The organism is Serratia sp. CY37869 (genome assembly GCF_052168895.1).
GTDB lineage: Bacteria > Pseudomonadota > Gammaproteobacteria > Enterobacterales > Enterobacteriaceae > Serratia > Serratia ureilytica.
Map to the genome: position 1 here is coordinate 755898 of NZ_JBJNLU010000001.1, position 20747 is coordinate 776644.

Here is a 20747-nt window from a genome sequence, read left to right on the forward strand (position 1 = left end):
GTCGAAATGACGGGCGCGGCAAAGAAATTACCGCGCCCGTGAAGGCGGGGGGATCAGGAGGCGGGAGCGGCCGCTTCGACCTTCAGCGATACCAGGCCGATGCCCAGCTTCTTCGGCGTGAAGCCGCCGCTGGCGCTCTCTTTCGGCTCGGTCGGTGCCGGCGGGGTAATGCTGATTTTCTGCGCGCCGTGTGGGTTGTCGAAACGCAGGGTGACGGTGCTGTCCTGCTCGCCGAGCGACACGAAGCGCTCTTCGTCGCCGACGCGCACCGAAATCGGTTCGCCGACGTTGTTGCCGTAGGCGCGGGCGCGCAGCACCAGATCGAAGGTTTTCGGCAGCGGATCGACATAATCGATGTCGACCGCCGGCGCCAGGTTGGCGTCGGACCAGCGGCCCCACTCCTCGACGGCGGAGACGCCGGTAATGGCTTTCACCTGTTCCGGCATGCCGGGCAGCATGAACTCGATGGCGTCCGCCCGGTACTTCATCGCCGCGTCGTCCACCTGCAGGCGGGCGACGGCGTTTTGGTAATCGGCGACGCTGTCCGCCGCCGGGCCGGTAAAGTTCACCTTGCCGCGGAAGCGCTCGCCGCTGGCCTGCACGATCTGCGGCGGCGAGGCCAGGGTGCCGGAGGCCACGCAGATGTCGGTGCTCAGCGCCAGCTGCGGCGCCCAGACCCGGCCGATCTCGTAGCATTTATCGACCCAGACGAATTTCTCCCCCGCCCCCAGCCCGGCCAGCTGCTTGCGCAGCGGGGTGGAGAGGTAGACGTTGAACATCGGTTCGATGCGGTTGTCGCCCACCCGCAGAATGAACGGCACCTTGTAGGTGACGCCGGAGAAGCTGAAGCTGCGCTGGCGCGTGTCCACGCTGTAGTCGCTGATGCGGTTCGGCAGGCCCCACTGATTGATCACCGCCGGTTTCCAGCCGTTGATTTTCTCTTCGATATTCAGGAACACCGTAGACAGCGACGGCGCCGACAGGCTGCTGCGGCCGAGGCCGATATAGTTGTCACCACCCATCACGTCCAGCACCGTGGCGCCGTTATCCAGCGTGCTGCGTTTCTCGTTGCGCTGCTCCGCCTGCGGCCGGGTGCCGTCGATGATAAAGAACAGGTTGCGGCGCTTCTGTTTGGTCAGGATGTCGTAGGCGGTGTTGTTCATCGCCAGATGATCGGAGGACACCACGATCACGGTGTTGCTGAAATAGGGCGAGCGTTTGATTTTGTCGATCAGCGCGGCGATGTGTTGCTGGCTGCAGGCTACCGCGCTCAGCGAGCGGTTTTCCTTGTTCTGCCAGGCGTAGCTTTTCTTGCTGCAGCCGGCGGAGATAAAACCGTCCGGGTGATGGGTATCGACGGTCAGGGTAAACAGCGAGAACGGCTGGCGCTGTTTGGACAGCTCGACGAACTTGCCGTACACCACGTCCAGCACGCTGTCGTCGTACCAGCCCCAGTCGTTTTTGTAGCTCGGATCGGCGACCTGTTCGCGCAGCTCTTTGAAACCGTAAACGTGGTCGAAGCCGTGGGATTTCAGGAAGGTGTCTTTGCCGGCGAACGCCAACTCGGCGCCCTGATAGAAAGAGTTGCTGTAGCCGGCGGCCTTCAGCACGTCGCCCAGGCAGACGTTCTCCGGGTAGAAGGTGGAGACCGCGCTGGAGGCGTTGCCGTCGAAGGGCGCGAACAGCGGAATGCCGCACTGTGAGGCGACCATGCCGGCGATGGTGTAGCCGGTGCCCGGCAATTGCTGGGTGTTGCTGAAATCGATGCTGTCTGCGCGCAGGGCGTTCAGCTCGTCGGCCAGGCCGGGAAACAGCTCGGTATCGAAGTAGGTGCGCTCCAGGCTCTCGGCATAGATGTACACCAGATTCGGCCGTTTGCCCTGCACGGTCTTTTTCGGCGCCTTGTAGTAGGTGGTGAAATCGGCGGTATCGCCGACGATCTGGCTCTTGACCAGCAGCGAGATGTCCTGAAACGCCGGGGTGGTGCCGACCGAGAACAGCGCCAGCAGCACGGCGACGAGGCTGTAGGCCACGCTGCTGCCTTTGGCCTTGCGGCGCAGCAGGCTGCGGGCCAGCACCGCGAAGATAAGCCCCAGCGCCGCCAGCAGGCCGATGAACGGCAGCACGTATTTGCTGATGCCCGCGCCTTTGAGGCTGCTGGTGACGGTGTAGATCACCGCATCGGTGATGCCGTCGCCGGTGAAGTAGTTGCTGGCGATCAGAATGACGTTCAGCACCAGATAGCTGCCGAGCAGCGTTAGCAGAATGGCGAACCACCAGCGGTTGGCGGCGGCCCGGGTGCGATAAATCAAGATCGACGCCAAAAAAAGAACAAACGAAACGACTGCGAGAACCATCCGCCAAACCTTGTCTGATTGGAAAAAAACGTTGCTGCCCTGGTCTGCGCCGCCGACCGTGCCGCAGCGCGAAAAGTGAAGGGTATAGCCTATTGTCGGCGGCGGAACAACGCGCGATGTCCCGCTCCGGCCGACGGTCGGCGGCTATTGTACATTTTTATGACAATAGTGTGACGTTAATCACGTCGGCGGCGGCCGCGGCGGCGAAATCTTGCTGGTCGGAGGTTTCGCTCTACGCTTAATGAGCGCCACGACGGCGCGTCCATCAGTCATTCAGGAGGAAGTATGCAGACGATTCCCGCCGCGGTACTCGACGATCTGGCCCCGCAAGGCGTGTTGCGCGCGGCGATCAATCTCGGCAATCCGGTGCTGGCGCAGGCCGGGCCCGGCGGTAAACCGCAAGGCGCTTCGGTTGAGCTGGCTGCCGCGCTGGCTCGCGAACTGGACGTGGCGCTGGAGCTGGTGACCTATGACGCGGCCGGCAAGGTGTTCGCCGACCTGGACAGCGGCGCCTGGAACCTGGCGTTTATGGCCATCGAACCGGTGCGCGCGGCGCAAATTGCGTTCAGCGAACCCTACGTGATCATTGAGGGGACTTACCTGGTGGCGAACGACGCGCCTTACTTTGAGGTGGCGCAGCTCGACAGGCCGGAGGTGCGCATTGCGGTCGGCCAGGGCGCTGCGTACGATCTGTTTTTGTCGCGTACGCTGCAGCAGGCGCAGCTGGTGCGGGCGGCAACTTCCGCCGAGGCGATCGCGCTGTTTTTCGAACGCGGGCTGGAGGCGGCGGCCGGCGTGCGTCAACCGCTGCTGGCCGCCGCGGCCGCTCATCCCGGCTACCGAGTGCTGGATGGGCATTTCACCGCCATTCGCCAGGCGATGGCGGTGCCGAGGCAAAAAACGCAGGGCGCCGCCTACGTGAACGCGTTTATCGAACGCTGCAAGGCCAACGGGCTGGTGAAGGCGGCCTTGCAGCGCAGTGGCCAGGGCGAGGTGACGGTGGCGCCGCCGGCCGCCTCGGCGTGATCAGTTCAGCTCTACCGCGTACTGTTCCACCGGGGTGATTTTCTTGATCAGCTTGTTGTCGAACAGGAACTGTTCGTAAGCTTGGTAGCGCGCGCGATCCAACTTGGCCGGATCGCGGGCGAACAGCGGCAGGCTGGCTTGCCACGCCTGTTTGTTCAACTCGGTATTCAGCTCCGGGTGCGCTTTGGCGAACGCCAGCCAGGTGTCCTGCGGGTGCGCATGCAGGTAGTCGCTGCCTTGCTTCAACGCGGCGAGGAACTTGCGGATTTTCGGCTCGTTCACCGCATCGCGGTTGGCGACGATGATTAGCTCGTCGTAGGCCGGCACGCCGTAATCTTCGACGTTGAACACCACCGGCGTCTTGCCCTGCAGCTTCAGCTCCAGCGCTTCGATGTTGCGGTAGCCGCCGATCACCGCATCGACCTGGCCCGCCAGCAGGGCGCTGGTCAGCTGGAAGTTGACGTTGATAAGCTTGATGTCCTGCGGCTTGAGGTGTTCGTGTTCGACCATGGTGGCCAGCGTCGCTTGTTCGATGCCGCTGACCGAGTAACCCACCGTTTTGCCCTTGAGATCCGCCGGCGACGTGATGCTTTTATCCAGCGCGATCACCGTATTCAACGGCGTGTTGATCAGCGTGCCGACGCGCATCAGCGGCAGGCCCTGATCGGCGAAGAAATGCAGCTGCGGCTGATAGGTGATGGCGAGGTCGGCCTGTTTGGCGGCCACCAGCCGCGGCGGCAGCGCCGGATCGGACGGCGGCACGATCTTGACGTCCAGCCCTGCGGCCTTGAAGGCGCCGATCTGCTCGGCCACCATAATCGGCGCGTGATCGGGGTTGATGTACCAGTCGAGCACCAGCGTCAGCTTTTCGGCCGCGCCGGCCTGGCCGGTGATGGCGGCGCCCAGCAGCAGCCCGCAGAGGGTTTGTTTGATCATGGTCGTTCCTTTATCCCTGGTTATGATTGCAATCATCAGTCGTTTTCCGGCGCCCAGGCGATCAGGCGCCGCAGCAGCGCATCCACCGCGGCCCACAGCAGCACGGTCATCAGCACCAAAATAAACAGCGCGGCGAAGCAGACGTCGGTCTGCATGCGCGCGTTGGCGTTCAGCATCACGTAGCCCAGCCCTTCGGCCGAGCCGACCCATTCGCCGATAATGGCGCCGATCGGCGCGACGGCGGCGGCCATGCGCAGGCCGGAGCCGAAGGCCGGCAGCGCCGCCATCAGCCGCACGTGCCGCAGCTGCGCCCAACGCGAAGCGCGCATCGTGCGCGCCAGATCGAGATAGTCGTTGTTGACCCGGCGCAGCCCGTCGAAAAAGGCCGACACCACCGGGAAGAAGATCACCAGCACCGCCATCGCCACTTTGGCGCTCATGCCGAAGCCGAACCACAGCACCAGCAATGGGGCCAGGGCGAACACCGGTATCGCCTGGCTGGTGAGCACCAGCGGCATCAGCCAGCGCTGCAGGCGCGGCGAGAAGATCATGCACAGCGCCAGCGCCGCGCCGAGCAACACGCCCAGCACCAGTCCGCTGACGATCTCCGAAGCCGTGACCAGCGTGTGCCAGGCGAGATAGCCGCGTCCGTCCCACAGCGCCTGCGCCACTGCGCCCGGCGTGGGCAGCAGAAAGGCCGGAATGCCGCTTTGCGCCGCCAGCCACCACAGCAGCAGCAGGCCGATGAAGACCGTCAACCCACGCCGCAGACGGGTGAAGCCGCGCTCTTTGGCGATATTCATTGCGCTGCCCTCACCATTTGCAGCAGCAGCTCGGCCTGGCTTTTCAGCAGGTCGGCGTCATCCGGCGCGCGCGGCGGTTGCCCGCTGATGCGGTGGGTATCGTCGAGGCCCAGCGGCCAAGGCGACAGCACCAGCAGCCGGTGGCTCAGGCGGCAAGCCTCCATCGGATCGTGAGTGATCAGCAGCACGGTGTTTTGCGCCAGCAGCTCGGCGGCCAGGCTCTGGATCTCGGCGCGGGTAATGGCGTCCAGCGCGGAAAAGGGTTCGTCCATCAGCACGATTGGCTGGCGTTCGTAGAGCGTGCGGGCGATGGCGGCGCGCTGTCGCATGCCGCCGGACAGCGCGGCGGGCAGGCTGCGGCCATGCGCGGTCAGGCCTACGCGTTCGAGCAGGTGCGCCGTCCACGCCCGATCCGGCGCTTCGCCGCGCAGCCGCGAGCCGAGGGCGACATTGTCTTCGACGCTCAGCCACGGGTAGAGCAGGTCTTTTTGCCCCATGTAGGCGATGCGCCCGGCGATCGGCAGGCCGTCGCTGCCGCTCACCGTACCCGAGCTGGCCTGCGCCAGCCCGGCGATGATTTTCAGCAGGCTGGTTTTGCCGGCGCCGCTGGCGCCGAGCAGGGAGACGAAGCTGCCGCCGGCGATGTCGAAGCTCAGCCGCTCAAAGATCGTCTGTTGACCGAAGCGCAGAGTGAGATCCCGCACCTGGATGCCGGGCGGGAGGCGCGGGGAGATCATGAGGCGTTCAGCCCCATTTGCCAAAATGCCGCTTCCAGCTGAGTGGCGGTGGTGAAAATCTGCGCCAGCTCGGTAAAGCGGCTTTGTGCGCCGCGCTGGTGGCCGACGGTTTCCAGCAGTTCGATGGCGGCGCGCACGCCGGCCAGATAGCCCTCGTCGCCGTAGTTGCGGATCCAGGAGGCGTAAGGATTGCCCTCCATTTGCGTGGCGGGATCGTGCAGCAGCCGCAGGCCGATTTCGGCATAACCGGCCACGCAGGGCAGCAGGCCGGCCAGCAGATCGAGGGCGTCGCCGGCATGGCCGATGTCCAGCACGTAGCGGGTGTAGTTCATGGTTTCCGCCGCCTCCGGCTGGGCGGCGATCTGCGCTTCGCTCAGCCCCCATTCGGCGCAGTAGGCCACGTGCAGCGGCAGCTCGGCGACGATGCCGTTGAGCGAGGCGGTGGCGGCGCGCATTTCCGGCAAGGTGCGCAGCTTGCTGACCAGCAGCGCGTAGGCACGGGCGAAGTGCAGCAGGAACAGGTAGTCTTGGGTCAGGTAACGGCGAAAAGCGCGTTCAGGCAAGGTGCCGGCGGCCAACTGCTGCAGAAACGGGTGTTCGACGTAATTTTGCCAGTGGCTGCCGGCCTGTTGGCGCAGCCGGCCGTAAAGACCGCTTTCGAACAGGGTGGTGATGGACATGGGACCTCCTTGAGTCAGTGGAGATCCGGGCACGCTGAGGTATGAACAGGCAACGGGTGATCGCGCGGTTGCCTAACCGTCCCTTCGCTGGCATGACCCAGATCAGGTTCAAAGGGTTCGGCTTGCGCCATCTCAGCCCGTAACAGGACACCCCTCGGAGCTGCCTGTTATACGACATTTGTTTTTTGATTACAATCGCCGGGCGGCGCGGCGGCAATCGGTTCGTTTAGTGCGATCGGGGGCGATTTTGCTGGCGCAAAGCGCGCGATTTTTGTCACTGTAGGCCCATGTTTTGCCTCTGAGGATGATGCCCGATGAAAAAAATTGGTTTTCTCTCGTTTGGCCACTGGTCGCCTTCCGCCCAGTCCGGTACCCGTTCCGCGGCGGATGCGCTGCTGCAGTCCATCGATTTGGCGGTCGCCGCCGAAGATCTGGGGGCGGACGGCGCCTATTTTCGCGTGCACCACTTCGCACGCCAGCTGGGGTCGCCGTTCCCGCTGCTGGCCGCCATTGGCGCCAAAACCCAACGTATTGAGATCGGCACCGGCGTGATCGACATGCGCTATGAAAACCCGCTGTACATGGTGGAGGACGCCGGCGCGGCGGATCTGATCGCCGGCGGGCGGCTGCAGCTCGGCATCAGCCGCGGCTCGCCGGAGCAGGTGATCGACGGCTGGCGCTATTTCGGTTACGCCCCGGCCGAGGGCGAAACCGACGCTGACATGGCCCGTCGCCATACCGAAGTCTTTCTGGAAGCGCTGCGCGGTGAAGGGTTCGCTGAACCCAATCCGCAGCCGATGTTCCCCAATCCGCCCGGGCTGTTGCGGCCGGAGCCGTTTTCCGCCGGGCTGCGCGATCGCATCTGGTGGGGCGCCGGTTCGAACGCCACCGCCGTCTGGGCGGCGAAGCTGGGCATGAACCTGCAAAGCTCGACGCTCAAGAATGACGAGACCGGCGAACCCTTCCATATCCAGCAGGCCAAGCAGATCCGCGCCTATCGCGCCGCCTGGCAAGAGGCCGGCCATGCGCGCGAGCCGCGGGTTTCCGTCAGCCGCAGCATCTTCGCGCTGGTGGATCAGCGGGATCGCAACTACTTCGGCGGCAGCGGTAAGGAAGGCGACCAACTGGGGTATATCGATGCGCAAACCCGGGCGATCTTTGGCCGCAGTTACGCCGCAGAACCTGACGCGCTGATCGAACAGCTGGCGCAGGACGAGGCCATCGCCGAAGCGGATACGTTGCTGCTGACCGTGCCTAATCAGCTGGGCGTGGATTACAATGCGCACGTCATCGAATCGATTTTAACCCATGTCGCGCCGGCGCTCGGCTGGCGCTAAACGGAGGATGGCATGTCACGCATTTTCATTACCGGTTCGGTGGACGGGCTGGGCCGCGCCGCCGCGCAAACGCTGTTGGACGAAGGGCATCAGGTGATTCTGCATGCGCGCGCACCCGGCCGTCTGGACGCGGTACGCGATCTGCTGGATCGCGGTGCACAGGCGGCGATCGGCGATTTGTCCGATGTGCAGCAGACTCGGCAGCTTGCCGAGCAGGTCAATCGCCTCGGCCGTCCGGACGCGGTGATCCACAATGCCGGCATGTTCACCGGGCCGCAGGTGATGCCGGTGAACGTCATAGCGCCCTACCTGCTGACGGCCCTGATCGAACGTCCCAAGCGAATCGTCTACCTGAGCAGCAGTATGCACTTTGACGGCGTGGCGGAGCTGAACGGCGTAGACTGGCTTGGCGGCGCCGCAGGTTCTTATTCGGACAGCAAGCTGTTCGTCACCACGCTGGCCGCCGCCGTGGCGCGCCTGTGGCCCGACGTCATCAGCAGCGCGGTCGATCCCGGCTGGGTGCCGACCAAAATGGGCGGCGCGGACGCGCCCGACGATCTGGCGCTGGGGCATGTGACGCAGGCATGGCTGGTGAGCAGCGATGAACCGCAGGCCCTGGCCTCCGGCGGCTATTGGCATCATCAGCAGCGCTTCGAGCCTCACGCGGCGGTACACGACGAGGCGTTTCAAACGGCGCTGCTGGCGCAATTGGCGCGCGCCGGCGGGGTGAGCTTGCCGCAGGTTTAAATGGCTATTCCTTCCAGGCCCGTCGGGTTGCCGGCGGGCTTTTTTATGCCTGCAGGGTGAACCGACGGCGCTTTTCTTATACAGTGGCTTCCTGACCTGTTTTGACCGTTCTCTCTATTATCGCCATGCACACATTCCTGATTATCGTCCCTGAAGGGGGCATGCTGTTCGAAGCGGCGGGCATCGCCGATATCCTGATGCAGGCTAATCGCCTGAGTGCCGCCGAGACGCCGCTGTATCAGATCGCGGTCGCCACCACGCAGTCTCATCGGGTGGTGCACGGCCTGTCCGGGCTGAGCCTGTTGGCCGACCATCGCCTGGCGGATCTCGATCCGCGCCTGCCGCGCGATACCGTGATCGTCGCCGGCAAAGGGGCGAGCGAAGAAGAGGGCGCCCTGGTGGCGGATTGGCTGCGCCGCGCGGCGCCACAGACGCGCCGTATCGCCTCCGTTTGCGGCGGCGCACTGTTGCTGGCCGAAGCCGGGTTGCTGGACGGACGGCGGGCGACCACCCACTGGCGACTGGCGGAAACGCTGCAGGCGCGTTTCCCGCAGGTGCAGGTCGAAAACGGCCCGATCTACGTGCAGGACGGGCCGATTTGGACCTCCGGCGGCGTCAGCTCCGGCTTCGACCTGACGCTGGCGCTGGTGGAGGACGACTACGGCTTCGTGCAGGCGCGTGAAGTGGCGCAGGATCTGGTGATGTTTCTGCGCCGCCCCGGCGGGCAGGCGCAGTTCAGCCGCTACCCGCTCAACCAGGCCAAATCGCCGGGCCCGATCCGCGACCTGCAGTCCTGGATCCTGGAGAATCTCGCCGACGATCTCAGCGTTGAACGGTTGGCCGAACGCGTGGCGATGAGCCCGCGCAACTTTACCCGCGTGTTCACCCGCGAGACGGGCATTTCTCCCGCCAAATTCGTCGAAGAAGGGCGGTTGCATACCGCCAGACAGCGCCTGGAGCAGAGTGCGCAAGGCATCGAACAGATCGCCCTGGCCACCGGCTTTGGCAACGGCCTTAACCTGCGGCGGGTGTTTGAGCGAAAACTGCAGCTGACCCCGAGCGAATACCGCGAACGCTTTCATGCGCGCAATTTGGCGTAAATTGATCGGTAAACGTCATTTACGCCGCTTCGAGGCAGGGCTAGAGTTGAGGCAAAGCCCAAAACGAGGAGTGCATCATGGTGAGAGTAGGCATTAATGGATTCGGCAGGATCGGACGCAACGTGCTGCGCGCGGCGCTGGGGCGCAGCGATTTTGAAGTGGTGGCGATCAACGATCTGACCGACAGCAAGACGCTGGCGCACCTGCTGAAATACGACACGCTTTCCGGCACCCTGGCCGCCAGGGTGGAAGCCGGCGACAACCAGCTGCTGCTGGACGGCCGGCCGATTCAGGTGTTTTCGCAGCGCGATCCCGCCGAGATCCCCTGGAGCAGCGTGGGCGTGGACGTGGTGATCGAAGCGACGGGCTTCTTTACCGACAAGGCCAAGGCGGAAGTGCACATCACGCACGGCGGCGCCAAGCGGGTGATTATCTCGGCGCCGGCCAAGAACGATGACATCACGCTGGTGATGGGGGTTAACGATCACCTCTACGATCCGGCGCTGCATAAGGTGGTCAGCAACGGCAGCTGCACCACCAACGGGCTGGCGCCCGCCGCACAGGTGCTGCATCAGGCGTTCGGCATCGAATACGGGCTGATGAACACCACTCACGCCTATACCAACAGCCAGGCGCTGCACGATCAGCCGGAAAAAGATCTGCGTGGCGCGCGGGCGGCGGCGGAGTCTATCGTGCCTTACTCCAGCGGTGCGGCCAAGGCGCTCGGCAAGGTGATCCCCGAGCTGGACGGCCGCCTGACCGGTTATTCACTGCGGGTGCCGGTGCCGGTGGTTTCCATCGTCGATCTGACGGTGACGCTGAAACGCCCGGCGACGGCGGAGGAGATCAACGCGGCGTTCCGCGCGGCGGCGGCGTCCGGCCCGCTGAAAGGGATCCTGGGGTACAGCGATGAGCCGCTGGTGTCGAGCGACTACCGGGGCGATGCGCGCTCGTCGATTATCGACGGTTTGTCTACGCTGGTGATCGGCGGCAATCTGGTGAAGGTGCTCGCTTGGTATGACAACGAGTGGGGCTTCTCCAATCGGTTGGTCGATCTGGCGCTGCTGATGGAAAAGCGCGGGCTGTAAACGCCCAACAGCAAAAAGCCCGCTTAAGTTGCCTTAAGCGGGCTTTTCTAAATATGGCTCCTCTGACTGGACTCGAACCAGTGACATACGGATTAACAGTCCGCCGTTCTACCGACTGAACTACAGAGGAATCGTGTGAACGGGGCGCATCATATCCAGCTGCCCCAGGTGTGTCAACGCTAAATTGCCCCAGGCGGTGCGACTGCTCGGTATCTGAGCAATAAGCCCGTCAATCAGCCCATTGCGCGTCGTTTTCTGCCTGGGCGCGCAGCAGGCGCGCCAGCGGATCCTGGCGGTAGAAGCGGCAAAAGTGCTGATACAGCGCCGGGAAGCGTTCGGCCAGCAGCTCGGGGGCGCTGAAGAAGTACTCCGACAGCACGGCGAAGCACTCGGCCGCATCGGTGGCGGCGTAGGCATCCATGCTGGCGGCCTCTTCGCCGACCATGTCGATCTCGTCCTGCAGGCTTTCCATCGCGGCGTGCAGATCATGTTCCCAGGCGGCCACCTCGCGCAGCGGGATCGGCGGCACGCCGGTGGCGACGCCGCCGTTGCGCATATCCAGCTTGTGTACCGCTTCGTGGATCACCAGATTAAAACCGGAAAGGTCGAAAGAGTCCTGCACGTCTTGCCAGTTGAGCACGATCGGCCCCTGTTCCCAGCTTTGGCCGGACTGCACCACCGGCCCCGAGTGCACCAGGCCGATCTCGTCCTGCCATTCGTCTTCCACCACGAATGGGGTGGGGTAGAGCAGAATTTCGTTGAAGCCGTCGAGGCACTCCGCGCCCAGCTCCAGCACCGGCAAGGCGAACAGCAGGGCGATGCGCGCCTGCATCTGCGAGGTGAGCTGCAGCCCCTGCAGCGGCACGATGCGCTTTTGCTGCAAAATCTGCCCGGCGACGGCCACCAGCCGCTGCCGCTCTTGCTCATTCAGCGGCGAGAGCAGCGGGATCGCCAGCGCGTCCCGCCACTGTGCCTGGGTATCCGCCTCGGGGTGAGAAGGTTGAGTCGCTTTCCACGGCCATTTAATCATCAGGTTGCTCGTAAAGTCGTCACTTGAACGTTCAGCGGTATGCTAATGCTGTAAAAATGCCGTAAAAGCGGGCATGATAGCAAGCGTTGTCAGGAGAGATGCCGGAGCGGCTGAACGGACCAGTCTCGAAAACTGGAGTAGGGGCAACTCTACCGGGGGTTCAAATCCCCCTCTCTCCGCCATTATTCAATCACTTACGAAAAAATCTTTCAACGATCCCCATCACAGTTAAAGCGCCCCGGCCCTGCAGGCCGACACGCCTTCCCCTTTGTTCTCGATTATTTCCCGACGCAATCAAACATCATTCGAACGCGCATCCAGATAGGCGGCATATTGATGCTCTGTCGCTTGACGCGACTGATGACGCCGCTTGGCGACGATCATCGCCACCGTCAGCAGGGCGGGCAGCGCCAGGACGGCGAAAATGGTGCTGAAGCTCCAACCGAGCGCCAGCATTTCAGCCCCGGCCAGCGCGCTTAAGATAGCGCCCAAACGGCCGATGCCGTGCATCCAGCTGGAGCCGGTGGCTCGCGCTTCGGTGGGGTAAAAGCTGGCCGACAACGCGTTCATGCCGGTGTTGGCGCCCCCGATGCAGAACCCGATGGCCATCGCGCAGCCGCCCATCAGGAGGGGGTAACCCATCGCCATCCCCATCAGCAGAGTGAACAGCGCCCCCAACCCATAAATCGACGCCAACGCGCGATGCGGTTCGGATCTGTCCATCAACCACCCGGAAAATAGCGATCCTAATGTCCCGCCCGCCTGAAACAGCGCGGTGATGACCGCCGCTTGCGCGATGTTGAAACCGCTGTCTTTAATCAGCAGCGGCAGCCAACTGCCTAAGGTGTAGTACAGAAACAGCGCGCTAAAATACGCGCCCCACAGCATTAAACTGCCGAAGCGGTACCGTGCGCTTACCACCAGTTTAACCGGATGAGTGCAGACCTGGCCCGGCGGGGGCAGAACGACGGTAGAATGTCGAAAATCGCGATCGGGCGCCAGTTTCGCCAGAATGCGCTGAATGCCGCCCTGATCTGCCCGTTTCGCCACCAGGAAACACACCGATTCGGGTAACGCCGCCATCAGCACGGGCGCGAACAGCAGGGGCAAGATCCCGCCGAGCAGCAGCACGGCATGCCAGCCGAAGCGCGGCATCAGCCAGGACGCGGCGAATCCGCCCAAGGCGGCGCCAAAGGTGAAGCCGCAGAAAACCACGGTAATCAAGAAAGCGCGGCGTCGGGCGGGCGCGAACTCCGCCACCAGGGTGCCGACATTCGGCATGGCGGCGCCGAGCCCCAATCCGGTGAGCAGGCGAAATAACATCATCTGCTCCATATTTTGAGAAAACGCCGTCACCAGCGTCCAAACGCCAAAAAAGAATACGCTGTTGATGATGACGACTTTGCGGCCGAATCTGTCTGACAATGGTCCGGATAGCATCGCGCCCAGCGACAGGCCAATCAGCGCCGCGCTGATCACCAGCCCCAGTTCGCGGTTAGTGATTTGCCAATCCGCCTTAAGCTCTGGCGCAATAAATCCCATGATAACGATATCGAATCCATCCAGAGCAATGATGCAAAAGCCGAGCAGCACGATCATCTTTTGCCATTTGCCTAACGGGCGGTCGTCGATCAGCGCCCGAACATTGATTGCGTTGTTTCCCGACATGGAGGTGCCCCCGGTGCAGTAGTTGAGTGTCATCACTATAAGCAGCCCCTGGGTGGACGTTAAACGGCGATAATCGAAAAAATGTGCGTTTATCGGACAATTGAGCCGGCGGTGAGTGACGAGGCAGTGTTAACTTTATGTTATGAAAAGGGATTGCCGTGAGAATGGCGGCGCCGGAGGCCACTGAGAGTGTGAGCGCGATCATTAACCTTTTCAGTAAGATGGAAGAACAGGCGGGCCTTGATGGCCCGCGCGATTAACGCATGGCGGTGAGCCGAACCGGGGCGTTGGCGGCCCCAAAGCCGCGGTAGCCGCCTCGGCGCTCCAGAAGTTCGAAGAAGAAGCGGCCTTTTTCATAGGGCACGGTGTAGACATGCAGCAATTCTCCGCCCTGATCGTCTCGATCGTAGAGCACATTGCCCGCTTGCAGCTGTGAGAGGAAAGCGGGGTCCAGATCGAAACGCGCTCTGAGATCGTGATAGTAGTTATCGGGAATACGCAGCGTTTTTAATCCGCGCGCCTGCGCCGCTTTCACCATGCTGAACAGATCCTCGCAGCCAAAGGCGACGTGCTGCAAGCCTGCGCCCTGATAGGCGGTTAGCGCCTGGGCGATTTGCGTTTCCCGGCTCACCGACATATTCAGCGGCAGCCGGATGGCGTCGTTGGGGCTGCGCAGGACGCGGCTGCGAACCAAACCCAGCGGATCGGGCAATTCCCACTCGTTGTCCTGCACAAAACCCGGCACGCTGCGCAGGAACATGATCCAGTTGCCGCTCGATTCATCCGCCAGCGCAATCGCCAGGTGATCGATGCTCTGCAGCGCGGGCGGCGGCGCGCTGCGATGCGTCAGATGAAAATCGGCGTGATAAATATCGTTCTTGGGATCTTCGTCCGCTTCCACCAGATAAATCAGGCTGCCGTCCGGTGCGCACAGCGCGGGGATTTGCCGCTCGTTGGGGCCGGTTTCTCCTTGCCAGATGGCGTACCCGTAGTCTTGCGCCCGTTGCAGTAAACGCGCTACGCCGCGCACCCGCCACGCCACGGCGCACAGGGAAATGCCGTGCAGGTGATAATAGCCGCTCGCTTGGCTTTCCGGCTGGGCATTCAGAATGACATTCACTTTGCCGTTGCGATAGAGGGCGACGCTTTTGGAGCGGTGCTCGCCGGCGTGAACCAATCCCAGCTGCGTCAGCCATTGGCTCATCGCCAGCCCGTCGTTGTGCGAGACGGCAAATTCGATAAACTCCAGCGCCAGCAAGGGCGGATGCGGCTGCGAATGGAATAAGGAACGTTCCATGAGCGAGGCCATGGCGTTGGGCAGCAGAGGCTGTTTGGCCAACCAGTCATAGGTTTGCTCCTCCAGCCACAACAACGATCGGAAACCGTCCTGGGCCGTGGGGAGTACCGGCGAGGCGCGGAAACCATCGTTAAATATCTCCAGCGACCAGGCGCCGCGATAGCCATGCGCGGAAAGTTGGGTCATGAACTGGGTCAGATTCAGCTCCCCCTGGCCGGGGAAGCAGCGGAAATGGCGACTCCAGGCGAGCACATCCATCTTCAACAGCGGGGCGTCCGCCAGTTGGACAAACACGATTTTTTCGGGCGGCACGTCCTCGAGGCCATCGAGGTTATCGCCGCGCGACAGGATATGAAAACTATCGAGAATGATCCCCAACGCCGGATGATCTACGGCCTTCACGCGCGCCCAGGCGTCGCGCCACATATTCACGTGACGTCCCCAGGCCAGCGCTTCATAACCGACAGTAATATCATACTCGGCGGCCAACTCCGCCAACGCGCGCAAATCGCTCACTTGCGTGGCCATGTCTTCGCTGCTGTCGGGCGAGACATTGCTGCAGAGCAGCATGCGAGAACAGCCCAGTTGCTGCATGACTTCGAACTTGCGCGCCGCGCGGGAAAGGTTCTGCGCCAGCGTTTCGCGCGGGCCTCCTTCGAAGTCCCGAAACGGTTGGAACAGTAAAATTTCCAGGCCCAGTTCGGCGCACAATTCACGGATTTCCGCCGGTGAGCCGGGGTAGTAGACCAGATCGTTATCGAAAATTTCGACGCCATCAAAGCCTGCGGCGGCGATAGCCCGCAGTTTTTCCGGCAGCGAACCCGATACCGAGACCGTCGCGATAGAACGTTTCATCATTGCCTCCAGTTAAGCGGTCATGGATGACCTGAAAGCGACCATTCAGCAGCGAGGCGGACCACCGACGGGAATTGAATCATGTTATGGACCAAATGAAATGTTTCGTCAATTCAGAACATTCCATTGCTTTTGGTTATATAAAGCGATCGGTTTTCTCACTTTACTTTTACATATTGCGCTTCCTACACTCTGTCGACATGTACCCTCAAATAATAAGGATACCGGGATGAAAAGTGATTGGATGGCGCGAGAACTGGTGCATCGCGATTACAGTCATCACCCGCCGGCGCTGGCGCCGCTGTATAAAACCAGCGTGCTGCGGTCGCCGCGCAATGCATTAATTTCATTGCAAAACTCGCTGTCTGAACTGACCGCCCCCGTCTTCACGCCAACGGATATCGGCCCGCTGGATCACGATCTGATTCTGAATTACGCCAAAGACGGCTTACCGCTCGGCGAGCGGATCATCGTGCATGGATTTGTGCGGGATGCCTTTGGGACGCCGGTGCGCAACGCCCTGGTCGAGGTATGGCAGGCCAATGCGGGAGGGCGCTATCGTCACAAGAAAGATCAGTATCTGGCGCCTATCGATCCCAACTTTGGCGGCTGCGGCAGGATGCTGACCGACGACAACGGGTATTATTGTTTTCGTACGATCAAGCCGGGTCCGTATCCCTGGCGCAATCAGGTCAGCGACTGGCGTCCGGCACATATTCACTTCTCGCTCTCCGGCGAGGCGTTCGCGCAGCGCTTGATCACGCAGATGTATTTCGAAGGCGATCCGTTGCTCGTTCGCTGCCCCATCTTGCAGTCGGTAGGCAGTGACGATGCGATGCGCACGCTGATTGCCGAGCTGGATATGCACGCCGCCGTGCCGCTGGACAGCCTTGCTTACCGCTTCGATCTGGTGCTGCGGGGCCATCGAGCTACGTGGTTTGAGAACCGTACACAGGGAGCCGCGTGATGAAAAAGTATTTGTCTGAAACGGCCTCGCAAACCGCCGGGCCTTATGTGCACATCGGTTTGGCGCCGCATGCCGCCGGCTTTGATATTTTCGAGCGTAATTTCACCCATGTGTTGACGCAACCGGAGACGCGCGGGGAGCGCATCGTGGTGGAAGGGCATGTCTATGACGGCTCCGGCACGCCGGTTCGAGACGCGCTGGTCGAAGTCTGGCAGGCCAATGCCGCCGGGCGATATCAGCACCCCGCTGACGGCCAGTTGGATAAGCCCGACGATCCGGCGTTTCGCGGCTGGGGGCGAACCTGTTCGGATTTCACCAGCGGCCTGTGGCAATTCGAGACGATTAAACCGGGCCGCGTGACGGGGCGCGACGGCCGGTTGATGGCGCCCCATCTCAATCTGTGGATAGTGGCCCGCGGCATCAACATCGGGTTGAACACGCGTCTCTACTTTGCCGACGAACAGGCAGCCAATGCCGAAGATCCGGTGTTGAATCTCATCGAGTGGGAAAAACGGCGCAGCACGTTATTGGCGCAAAGGCGGCAGCGCGGGGATCAGACGGTGTACCATTTCGACATCTGGTTACAGGGCGAGAACGAAACCGTTTTTTTTGATATTTGATCCTCCGTTCGCCCTGACAATGAGCTTGCCGCGCCGGCGGCAAGTTAATACTATAAATCATGAACATGACTTCTCGCTTTAGCCAACGCATCCGCCTTCGTCATCTGCACGCCTTTGTCGCTACCGCGCAACAGGGGACGTTGGTGCGCGCCGCACAGCAATTGGGCATCACGCAGCCCGCGCTCTCTAAAACGCTCAACGAACTGGAAAGCCTGGCCGGCGAGCGCCTTTTTTCGCGCAATCGGCAGGGGGCGGAACTGACCGCCGCCGGGGCGCGTTTCCTGCAGGATGCCAGCCGCGTTTTGGATGCGCTGAATGTGTTGGGGCGCACGCTTGCCTCGGACAGCGAGGCGCTGCCGGCGCCGCTGCATATCGGCGCGCTGCCCACCACGCTGGTGAGCCTGGTCGCGCCGGTCGTGGTGGGGTTGCAGCAGCAATCCCCCGGCTGGCGCATGCAGGTTACGACGCTGGCCAACGATGCGCTGATGATGGCGGTGAGATCGGGGCAATTAACGTTAGGCATCGGGCGCATGTCAGACCCCTCCCGCATGGAGGGGCTCAACTTCGAGCTGCTGTACCATGAAACGCTGCGGCTGGTGGTTGCGCCTCATCATCCGCTGTTGCATTCGGATGTCTCGCTGGCGGAGGCGTTGAGCTGGCCATTGGTGCTCTCCCCGCGGGGTACGGTGCCGCGTCAGAATGCGGAGGCGCTCATTGTCAGCCACGGGCTGGCGGTGCCGGAAGGGTGCGTCGAGACGTTGTCGGTTACGCTGGCGCGCTGCCTGACGCTACAGTATGGCTATGTGTGGCTGGTGCCTTACGGCGCGGTGCGTGATGACTTGTTCAGCAATCACCTGCGTGCGCTGCCGTTGCCTACCCAGGGGATGGCCGAGCCGCTGGGCATCATTACCCGGCAAGAGACGCTCTCGCCCCCTGAGCAGCAGCGCCTGATTGCTGCGCTGCGCCAAAGGGTGCTGGATGTGCCGGTATAACCGTGTCTTCTAGTCGTCCGATCGCCGCCCGGCGTCGTGTTCGGCAAAGACGGATTGCGCCAGATGAAAAGCGGCGTTCGAGGCGGGTAAGCCGCAGTAAAGCGCCGCATGCATCAGAACTTCTTTGATCTCTTCACGCGTGACGCCGTTATTGAAGGCGGCCCGGATATGCATTTTCAGCTCAGCTTCGCGATTCAAGGCGATCAGCATCGCGATGGTGATCAGGCTGCGGGTATGGCGCGACAAGCCCGGACGCGTCCATATTTCCCCCCAGGCGTAGCGAGTGATGAAATGCTGAAACTCCTCGTTGAGCGGCGACAGCGCCGCGAGGGTATTATCGACATGCTCATCGCCCAGCACCGCTCTGCGCACCGTCAGGCCTTGCTGATAACGTTGCCGCTGCGTGAGCTGCTCATCCAAAAAGGCCCGGAACGCGCGGTTAAATGCCCGCCAGGCTTCGATGCTGGACAGGTGGGCGGCGGGCAGGATGACGCATTGCGCGTCGGGAATGCCTGCCGCCAAGGCTTTTGCATCGTCGACGGTCGTTACCGCATCCTCATGTCCGGCGATAACCAGCGTCGGAACGCGGATGCCTGCCAGCTCGGCCCGTAAATCGGCGGTCGCCAGCGCGTCGCAGCAAGCGGCATAGCCCTCGGGATCGCAGGCGGTGAGCTGTTGCACGACGGTTTGCACCTTGACGGGGGCGGATTGGCAAAATGCCGGGGTGAACCAGCGCGCTGCCGCGCCATCGCTGACGGCGGACATGCCGCACTGGCGTACCCGCGCGGCGCGTTCTCGCCAATGCTCCGTCACCCCGATTTTCGCGGCGCTATTGGCGATCGTCAGCGTCAGCAAGCGATCGGCATGAAAGCGCGCCAGCCATAACCCCGTCAGCCCCCCCATGGAGATGCCGCAGAAATGCACCCGATCAATCGCCAGAGTGTCCAGCAGGGACAGCACCTGTTCGCCCAGTCGCGCCAGCGAGCCGGGCTGTTCATCGGGCGCAGAGTCGCCGTGGCCGGCAACGTCGTAGCGCAGAATGCGATAGTGGGCGATGAACGCGTCGCGCTGCGGTTGCCACATTGCCAATGAGGTGCCCAGCGAGTTGCCAAACAGAATAACCGGGGCGTTTTCAGGCCCCTCAAGGACATAATTCAACATGATTGCTCCCTCTCGGCCATCGCCAGGACTTGTTGAATGAAACGCTGCGTGCTGCCGGTGGCATTGGCCGGATCGAGCAAGGTTTCCAGGGTTTCCCGGCTGAGTCGGGAAGAGACTTCCGCATCGGCGCACAGGAGGGTTAACAGGGGTTGCTGGGTGGCCAGGGCTTGCCGGCAGCACCGTTCTATATGATGGTGCGCCTGTTGACGGCCGAGGGTGGGGGCCAAGGCCAGGGTAACCGATTCAGCCATGATCAGCCCCTGCGTCAGCGCCAGATTGCGCCTCATCGCCGCTTCATGCACCTCCAGACCGTTAATGAGATCCAGGCTTTGCGCCAATGCCGCCCCGCTCAGCACCAGGAGCTGCGGCAGGCTTTGCCACTCGGCCTGCCAGCCGCCCAGCGCACGTTCGTGCTCCTGCACCAGGCCGGCATACAATCCGGACATCAACGCAGGCAGACGGTTGGCCGCGCTGAGGATGGCGGCGCAGAGTACCGGATTGCGCTTATGCGGCATCGTGGAAGAGCCGCCGCGTCCGGGGGCCGACGGCTCGCTGATTTCAGCGACTTCGGTCTGCATCAACAAAGACATGTCGCGCGCCAGCTTGCCGAGCGAGCCCGTCAGGCCGGCATACCAACTCGCCAGCTCCAACAACCGATCGCGTTGGGTATGCCACGGCGTGGCGCTGCGCGGCAGGGCCAGCGCTTGCGCCAGCGCCCGCTCAACGCGCTCGCCCTGTTCGCCGAGCGAGGCGAGCGTGCCGGCCGCGCCGCCGAATTGCAACGCGAGCACGCGTGGCCGCATTTCAGCCAGACGAGCCCGATAGCGCAGCAAGGCGTCCAGCGTGCCGGCCAGCTTCAGCCCCAGCGTCGTTGGCAAAGCGTGTTGCAGCCAGGTGCGGCCCACCATTAACGTTGCGCTATGGCGCCGGCATTGTGCCGTCAGCGCCGCAATCAGCTGATTGAGCAGCGCGTCGGTTTTATCGAGCGCGCTGCGCAGTTGCAGCACCAGCCCGCTGTCAATCGCATCCTGACTGGTCGCCCCCCAGTGAACGAAACGCGCCGCTTCCGGTGAGGTTTGCGCCACCAACGCCGTCAATTGTTTGACGAGGGGAATGGCTAAATTGCCCGCCAATCCGGCGGACTGCGTCAGCGCGGCGGCGTCGAGCTTTTCCGCCTGGCAGTGGCTGCGTATGATCCGCGCGGACGCGTCATCGATAATCCCTGCAGACGCCAGGGCCTGCGCCAGGCCGGCTTCGAAATCAAGCATGCCCTGCAGCAGCGCCGTGTCGCTGAAGCAGGGCGTTAATGGCGAAGCCATAAACATTGCGCTATAGAGAGACATTCG

The 20747-nt window shown here is 62.6% G+C and carries 18 protein-coding genes, 2 tRNA genes and 1 riboswitch; of the genes, 9 read left to right on the plus strand and 11 right to left on the minus strand.

From position 1 onward, the window contains the following. Window positions 1-53: 53 nt before the first annotated feature. Entirely contained in the window at window positions 54-2357 is a 2304-nt protein-coding gene (gene opgB, locus ACJ8J1_RS03675; RefSeq protein ID WP_033643684.1) for a phosphatidylglycerol--membrane-oligosaccharide glycerophosphotransferase, read from the minus strand. Between the two features lie 285 nt (window positions 2358-2642). On the opposite strand from opgB, the gene ACJ8J1_RS03680 reads away from it, so the two are divergent. Further along, a complete protein-coding gene (locus ACJ8J1_RS03680; RefSeq protein ID WP_033643683.1) occupies window positions 2643-3383 on the plus strand; it encodes a transporter substrate-binding domain-containing protein in 741 nt (246 codons plus the stop codon). Here the strand turns inward: ACJ8J1_RS03680 and ACJ8J1_RS03685 are convergent, their stop codons facing one another. The 4 genes from ACJ8J1_RS03685 to ACJ8J1_RS03700 are packed head-to-tail and all read right to left on the minus strand — an operon-like array spanning window position 3384 to window position 6539. Further along, the gene (locus ACJ8J1_RS03685; RefSeq protein ID WP_033643682.1) at window positions 3384-4319 is read right to left on the minus strand and encodes an ABC transporter substrate-binding protein; all 936 of its coding nucleotides are present in this window, start codon (window positions 4317-4319) and stop codon (window positions 3384-3386) included. 35 nt (window positions 4320-4354) lie between these two features. Next, the gene (locus ACJ8J1_RS03690) at window positions 4355-5122 is read right to left on the minus strand and encodes an ABC transporter permease (RefSeq protein WP_033643681.1); all 768 of its coding nucleotides are present in this window, start codon (window positions 5120-5122) and stop codon (window positions 4355-4357) included. Next, window positions 5119-5859, minus strand: coding sequence for an ABC transporter ATP-binding protein (locus tag ACJ8J1_RS03695; RefSeq protein ID WP_033643680.1), 741 nt, complete (start codon window positions 5857-5859; stop codon window positions 5119-5121). The genes ACJ8J1_RS03690 and ACJ8J1_RS03695 overlap by 4 nt, the downstream gene beginning before the upstream one ends. Continuing rightward, window positions 5856-6539: a TenA family protein gene (locus ACJ8J1_RS03700; RefSeq protein WP_033643679.1), complete on the minus strand. Its 684-nt coding sequence runs from the start codon at window positions 6537-6539 to the stop codon at window positions 5856-5858. Before ACJ8J1_RS03700 ends, ACJ8J1_RS03695 begins: the two co-directional genes overlap by 4 nt. A 62-nt stretch (window positions 6540-6601) precedes the next feature. Further along, a riboswitch (TPP riboswitch) is annotated at window positions 6602-6704 on the minus strand. 149 nt (window positions 6705-6853) lie between these two features. Between ACJ8J1_RS03700 and ACJ8J1_RS03705 the strand changes: the two genes are divergently transcribed. The 4 genes from ACJ8J1_RS03705 to gap all read left to right on the plus strand — a co-directional run bounded on the left by ACJ8J1_RS03705 (window position 6854) and on the right by gap (window position 10811). Further along, complete coding sequence (locus ACJ8J1_RS03705) at window positions 6854-7876, plus strand: LLM class flavin-dependent oxidoreductase (protein ID WP_033643678.1); 1023 nt, start codon at window positions 6854-6856, stop codon at window positions 7874-7876. A 12-nt stretch (window positions 7877-7888) separates the two neighbouring features. Further along, window positions 7889-8623 (plus strand): SDR family NAD(P)-dependent oxidoreductase, encoded by a 735-nt coding sequence (locus ACJ8J1_RS03710; RefSeq protein ID WP_033643677.1) that lies wholly within the window; start codon window positions 7889-7891, stop codon window positions 8621-8623. A 125-nt stretch (window positions 8624-8748) separates the two neighbouring features. Beyond that, window positions 8749-9723, plus strand: coding sequence for a GlxA family transcriptional regulator (locus ACJ8J1_RS03715; protein WP_033644315.1), 975 nt, complete (start codon window positions 8749-8751; stop codon window positions 9721-9723). Window positions 9724-9800: 77 nt separating this feature from the next. Then, complete coding sequence (gene gap, locus ACJ8J1_RS03720) at window positions 9801-10811, plus strand: type I glyceraldehyde-3-phosphate dehydrogenase (protein ID WP_033643676.1); 1011 nt, start codon at window positions 9801-9803, stop codon at window positions 10809-10811. Between the two features lie 54 nt (window positions 10812-10865). Here gap and ACJ8J1_RS03725 read toward each other — a convergent pair. Next, a tRNA-Asn gene (locus ACJ8J1_RS03725) sits at window positions 10866-10941 on the minus strand. A 99-nt stretch (window positions 10942-11040) separates the two neighbouring features. Further along, window positions 11041-11841, minus strand: coding sequence for a DgsA anti-repressor MtfA (gene mtfA, locus ACJ8J1_RS03730; protein ID WP_033643675.1), 801 nt, complete (start codon window positions 11839-11841; stop codon window positions 11041-11043). Between the two features lie 92 nt (window positions 11842-11933). On the opposite strand from mtfA, the gene ACJ8J1_RS03735 reads away from it, so the two are divergent. Beyond that, window positions 11934-12023 (plus strand) — tRNA-Ser (locus ACJ8J1_RS03735). Window positions 12024-12135: 112 nt separating this feature from the next. Here ACJ8J1_RS03735 and ACJ8J1_RS03740 read toward each other — a convergent pair. Together ACJ8J1_RS03740 and ACJ8J1_RS03745 are read right to left on the minus strand one after the other, a co-directional pair. Then, window positions 12136-13509 carry an MFS transporter gene (locus ACJ8J1_RS03740; protein WP_050594430.1) on the minus strand — a complete coding sequence of 458 codons (1374 nt, stop codon included), beginning with the start codon at window positions 13507-13509 and terminating at the stop codon, window positions 12136-12138. 256 nt (window positions 13510-13765) lie between these two features. Further along, window positions 13766-15661, minus strand: coding sequence for a bifunctional sugar phosphate isomerase/epimerase/4-hydroxyphenylpyruvate dioxygenase family protein (locus ACJ8J1_RS03745; protein WP_033643674.1), 1896 nt, complete (start codon window positions 15659-15661; stop codon window positions 13766-13768). A gap of 229 nt (window positions 15662-15890) precedes the next feature. Here ACJ8J1_RS03745 and pcaH point away from each other — a divergent pair, with 229 nt between their 5' ends. The 3 genes from pcaH to ACJ8J1_RS03760 are packed head-to-tail and all read left to right on the plus strand — an operon-like array spanning window position 15891 to window position 18240. Beyond that, the gene (gene pcaH / locus ACJ8J1_RS03750; RefSeq protein WP_033643673.1) at window positions 15891-16628 is read left to right on the plus strand and encodes a protocatechuate 3,4-dioxygenase subunit beta; all 738 of its coding nucleotides are present in this window, start codon (window positions 15891-15893) and stop codon (window positions 16626-16628) included. Further along, window positions 16628-17248: a protocatechuate 3,4-dioxygenase subunit alpha gene (gene pcaG, locus ACJ8J1_RS03755; RefSeq protein WP_016927159.1), complete on the plus strand. Its 621-nt coding sequence runs from the start codon at window positions 16628-16630 to the stop codon at window positions 17246-17248. The genes pcaH and pcaG overlap by 1 nt, the downstream gene beginning before the upstream one ends. Window positions 17249-17307: 59 nt before the next feature. Then, window positions 17308-18240, plus strand: a complete 933-nt coding sequence (locus ACJ8J1_RS03760) for a LysR substrate-binding domain-containing protein (RefSeq protein ID WP_033643672.1) — start codon at window positions 17308-17310, stop codon at window positions 18238-18240. A gap of 9 nt (window positions 18241-18249) precedes the next feature. Here ACJ8J1_RS03760 and pcaDC read toward each other — a convergent pair whose 3' ends face one another. Then, the gene (pcaDC, locus tag ACJ8J1_RS03765) at window positions 18250-19404 is read right to left on the minus strand and encodes a bifunctional 3-oxoadipate enol-lactonase/4-carboxymuconolactone decarboxylase PcaDC (protein WP_033644313.1); all 1155 of its coding nucleotides are present in this window, start codon (window positions 19402-19404) and stop codon (window positions 18250-18252) included. Further along, window positions 19395-20744 carry a 3-carboxy-cis,cis-muconate cycloisomerase gene (locus ACJ8J1_RS03770; protein ID WP_033643671.1) on the minus strand — a complete coding sequence of 450 codons (1350 nt, stop codon included), beginning with the start codon at window positions 20742-20744 and terminating at the stop codon, window positions 19395-19397. The genes pcaDC and ACJ8J1_RS03770 overlap by 10 nt, the downstream gene beginning before the upstream one ends. Between the last annotated feature and the right edge of the window lie 3 nt (window positions 20745-20747).

What these genes read in the sequence shown, in the direction of transcription:
- opgB (WP_033643684.1), bottom strand. Translation starts at nt 2,357, where the DNA reads ATGGTTCTCGCAGTCGTTTCGTTTGTTCTTTTTTTGGCGTCGATCTTG.
- ACJ8J1_RS03680 (WP_033643683.1), top strand. Translation starts at nt 2,643, where the DNA reads ATGCAGACGATTCCCGCCGCGGTACTCGACGATCTGGCCCCGCAAGGC.
- ACJ8J1_RS03685 (WP_033643682.1), bottom strand. Translation starts at nt 4,319, where the DNA reads ATGATCAAACAAACCCTCTGCGGGCTGCTGCTGGGCGCCGCCATCACC.
- ACJ8J1_RS03690 (WP_033643681.1), bottom strand. Translation starts at nt 5,122, where the DNA reads ATGAATATCGCCAAAGAGCGCGGCTTCACCCGTCTGCGGCGTGGGTTG.
- ACJ8J1_RS03695 (WP_033643680.1), bottom strand. Translation starts at nt 5,859, where the DNA reads ATGATCTCCCCGCGCCTCCCGCCCGGCATCCAGGTGCGGGATCTCACT.
- ACJ8J1_RS03700 (WP_033643679.1), bottom strand. Translation starts at nt 6,539, where the DNA reads ATGTCCATCACCACCCTGTTCGAAAGCGGTCTTTACGGCCGGCTGCGC.
- ACJ8J1_RS03705 (WP_033643678.1), top strand. Translation starts at nt 6,854, where the DNA reads ATGAAAAAAATTGGTTTTCTCTCGTTTGGCCACTGGTCGCCTTCCGCC.
- ACJ8J1_RS03710 (WP_033643677.1), top strand. Translation starts at nt 7,889, where the DNA reads ATGTCACGCATTTTCATTACCGGTTCGGTGGACGGGCTGGGCCGCGCC.
- ACJ8J1_RS03715 (WP_033644315.1), top strand. Translation starts at nt 8,749, where the DNA reads ATGCACACATTCCTGATTATCGTCCCTGAAGGGGGCATGCTGTTCGAA.
- gap (WP_033643676.1), top strand. Translation starts at nt 9,801, where the DNA reads ATGGTGAGAGTAGGCATTAATGGATTCGGCAGGATCGGACGCAACGTG.
- mtfA (WP_033643675.1), bottom strand. Translation starts at nt 11,841, where the DNA reads ATGATTAAATGGCCGTGGAAAGCGACTCAACCTTCTCACCCCGAGGCG.
- ACJ8J1_RS03740 (WP_050594430.1), bottom strand. Translation starts at nt 13,509, where the DNA reads ATGTCGGGAAACAACGCAATCAATGTTCGGGCGCTGATCGACGACCGC.
- ACJ8J1_RS03745 (WP_033643674.1), bottom strand. Translation starts at nt 15,661, where the DNA reads ATGAAACGTTCTATCGCGACGGTCTCGGTATCGGGTTCGCTGCCGGAA.
- pcaH (WP_033643673.1), top strand. Translation starts at nt 15,891, where the DNA reads ATGAAAAGTGATTGGATGGCGCGAGAACTGGTGCATCGCGATTACAGT.
- pcaG (WP_016927159.1), top strand. Translation starts at nt 16,628, where the DNA reads ATGAAAAAGTATTTGTCTGAAACGGCCTCGCAAACCGCCGGGCCTTAT.
- ACJ8J1_RS03760 (WP_033643672.1), top strand. Translation starts at nt 17,308, where the DNA reads ATGAACATGACTTCTCGCTTTAGCCAACGCATCCGCCTTCGTCATCTG.
- ACJ8J1_RS03770 (WP_033643671.1), bottom strand. Translation starts at nt 20,744, where the DNA reads ATGTCTCTCTATAGCGCAATGTTTATGGCTTCGCCATTAACGCCCTGC.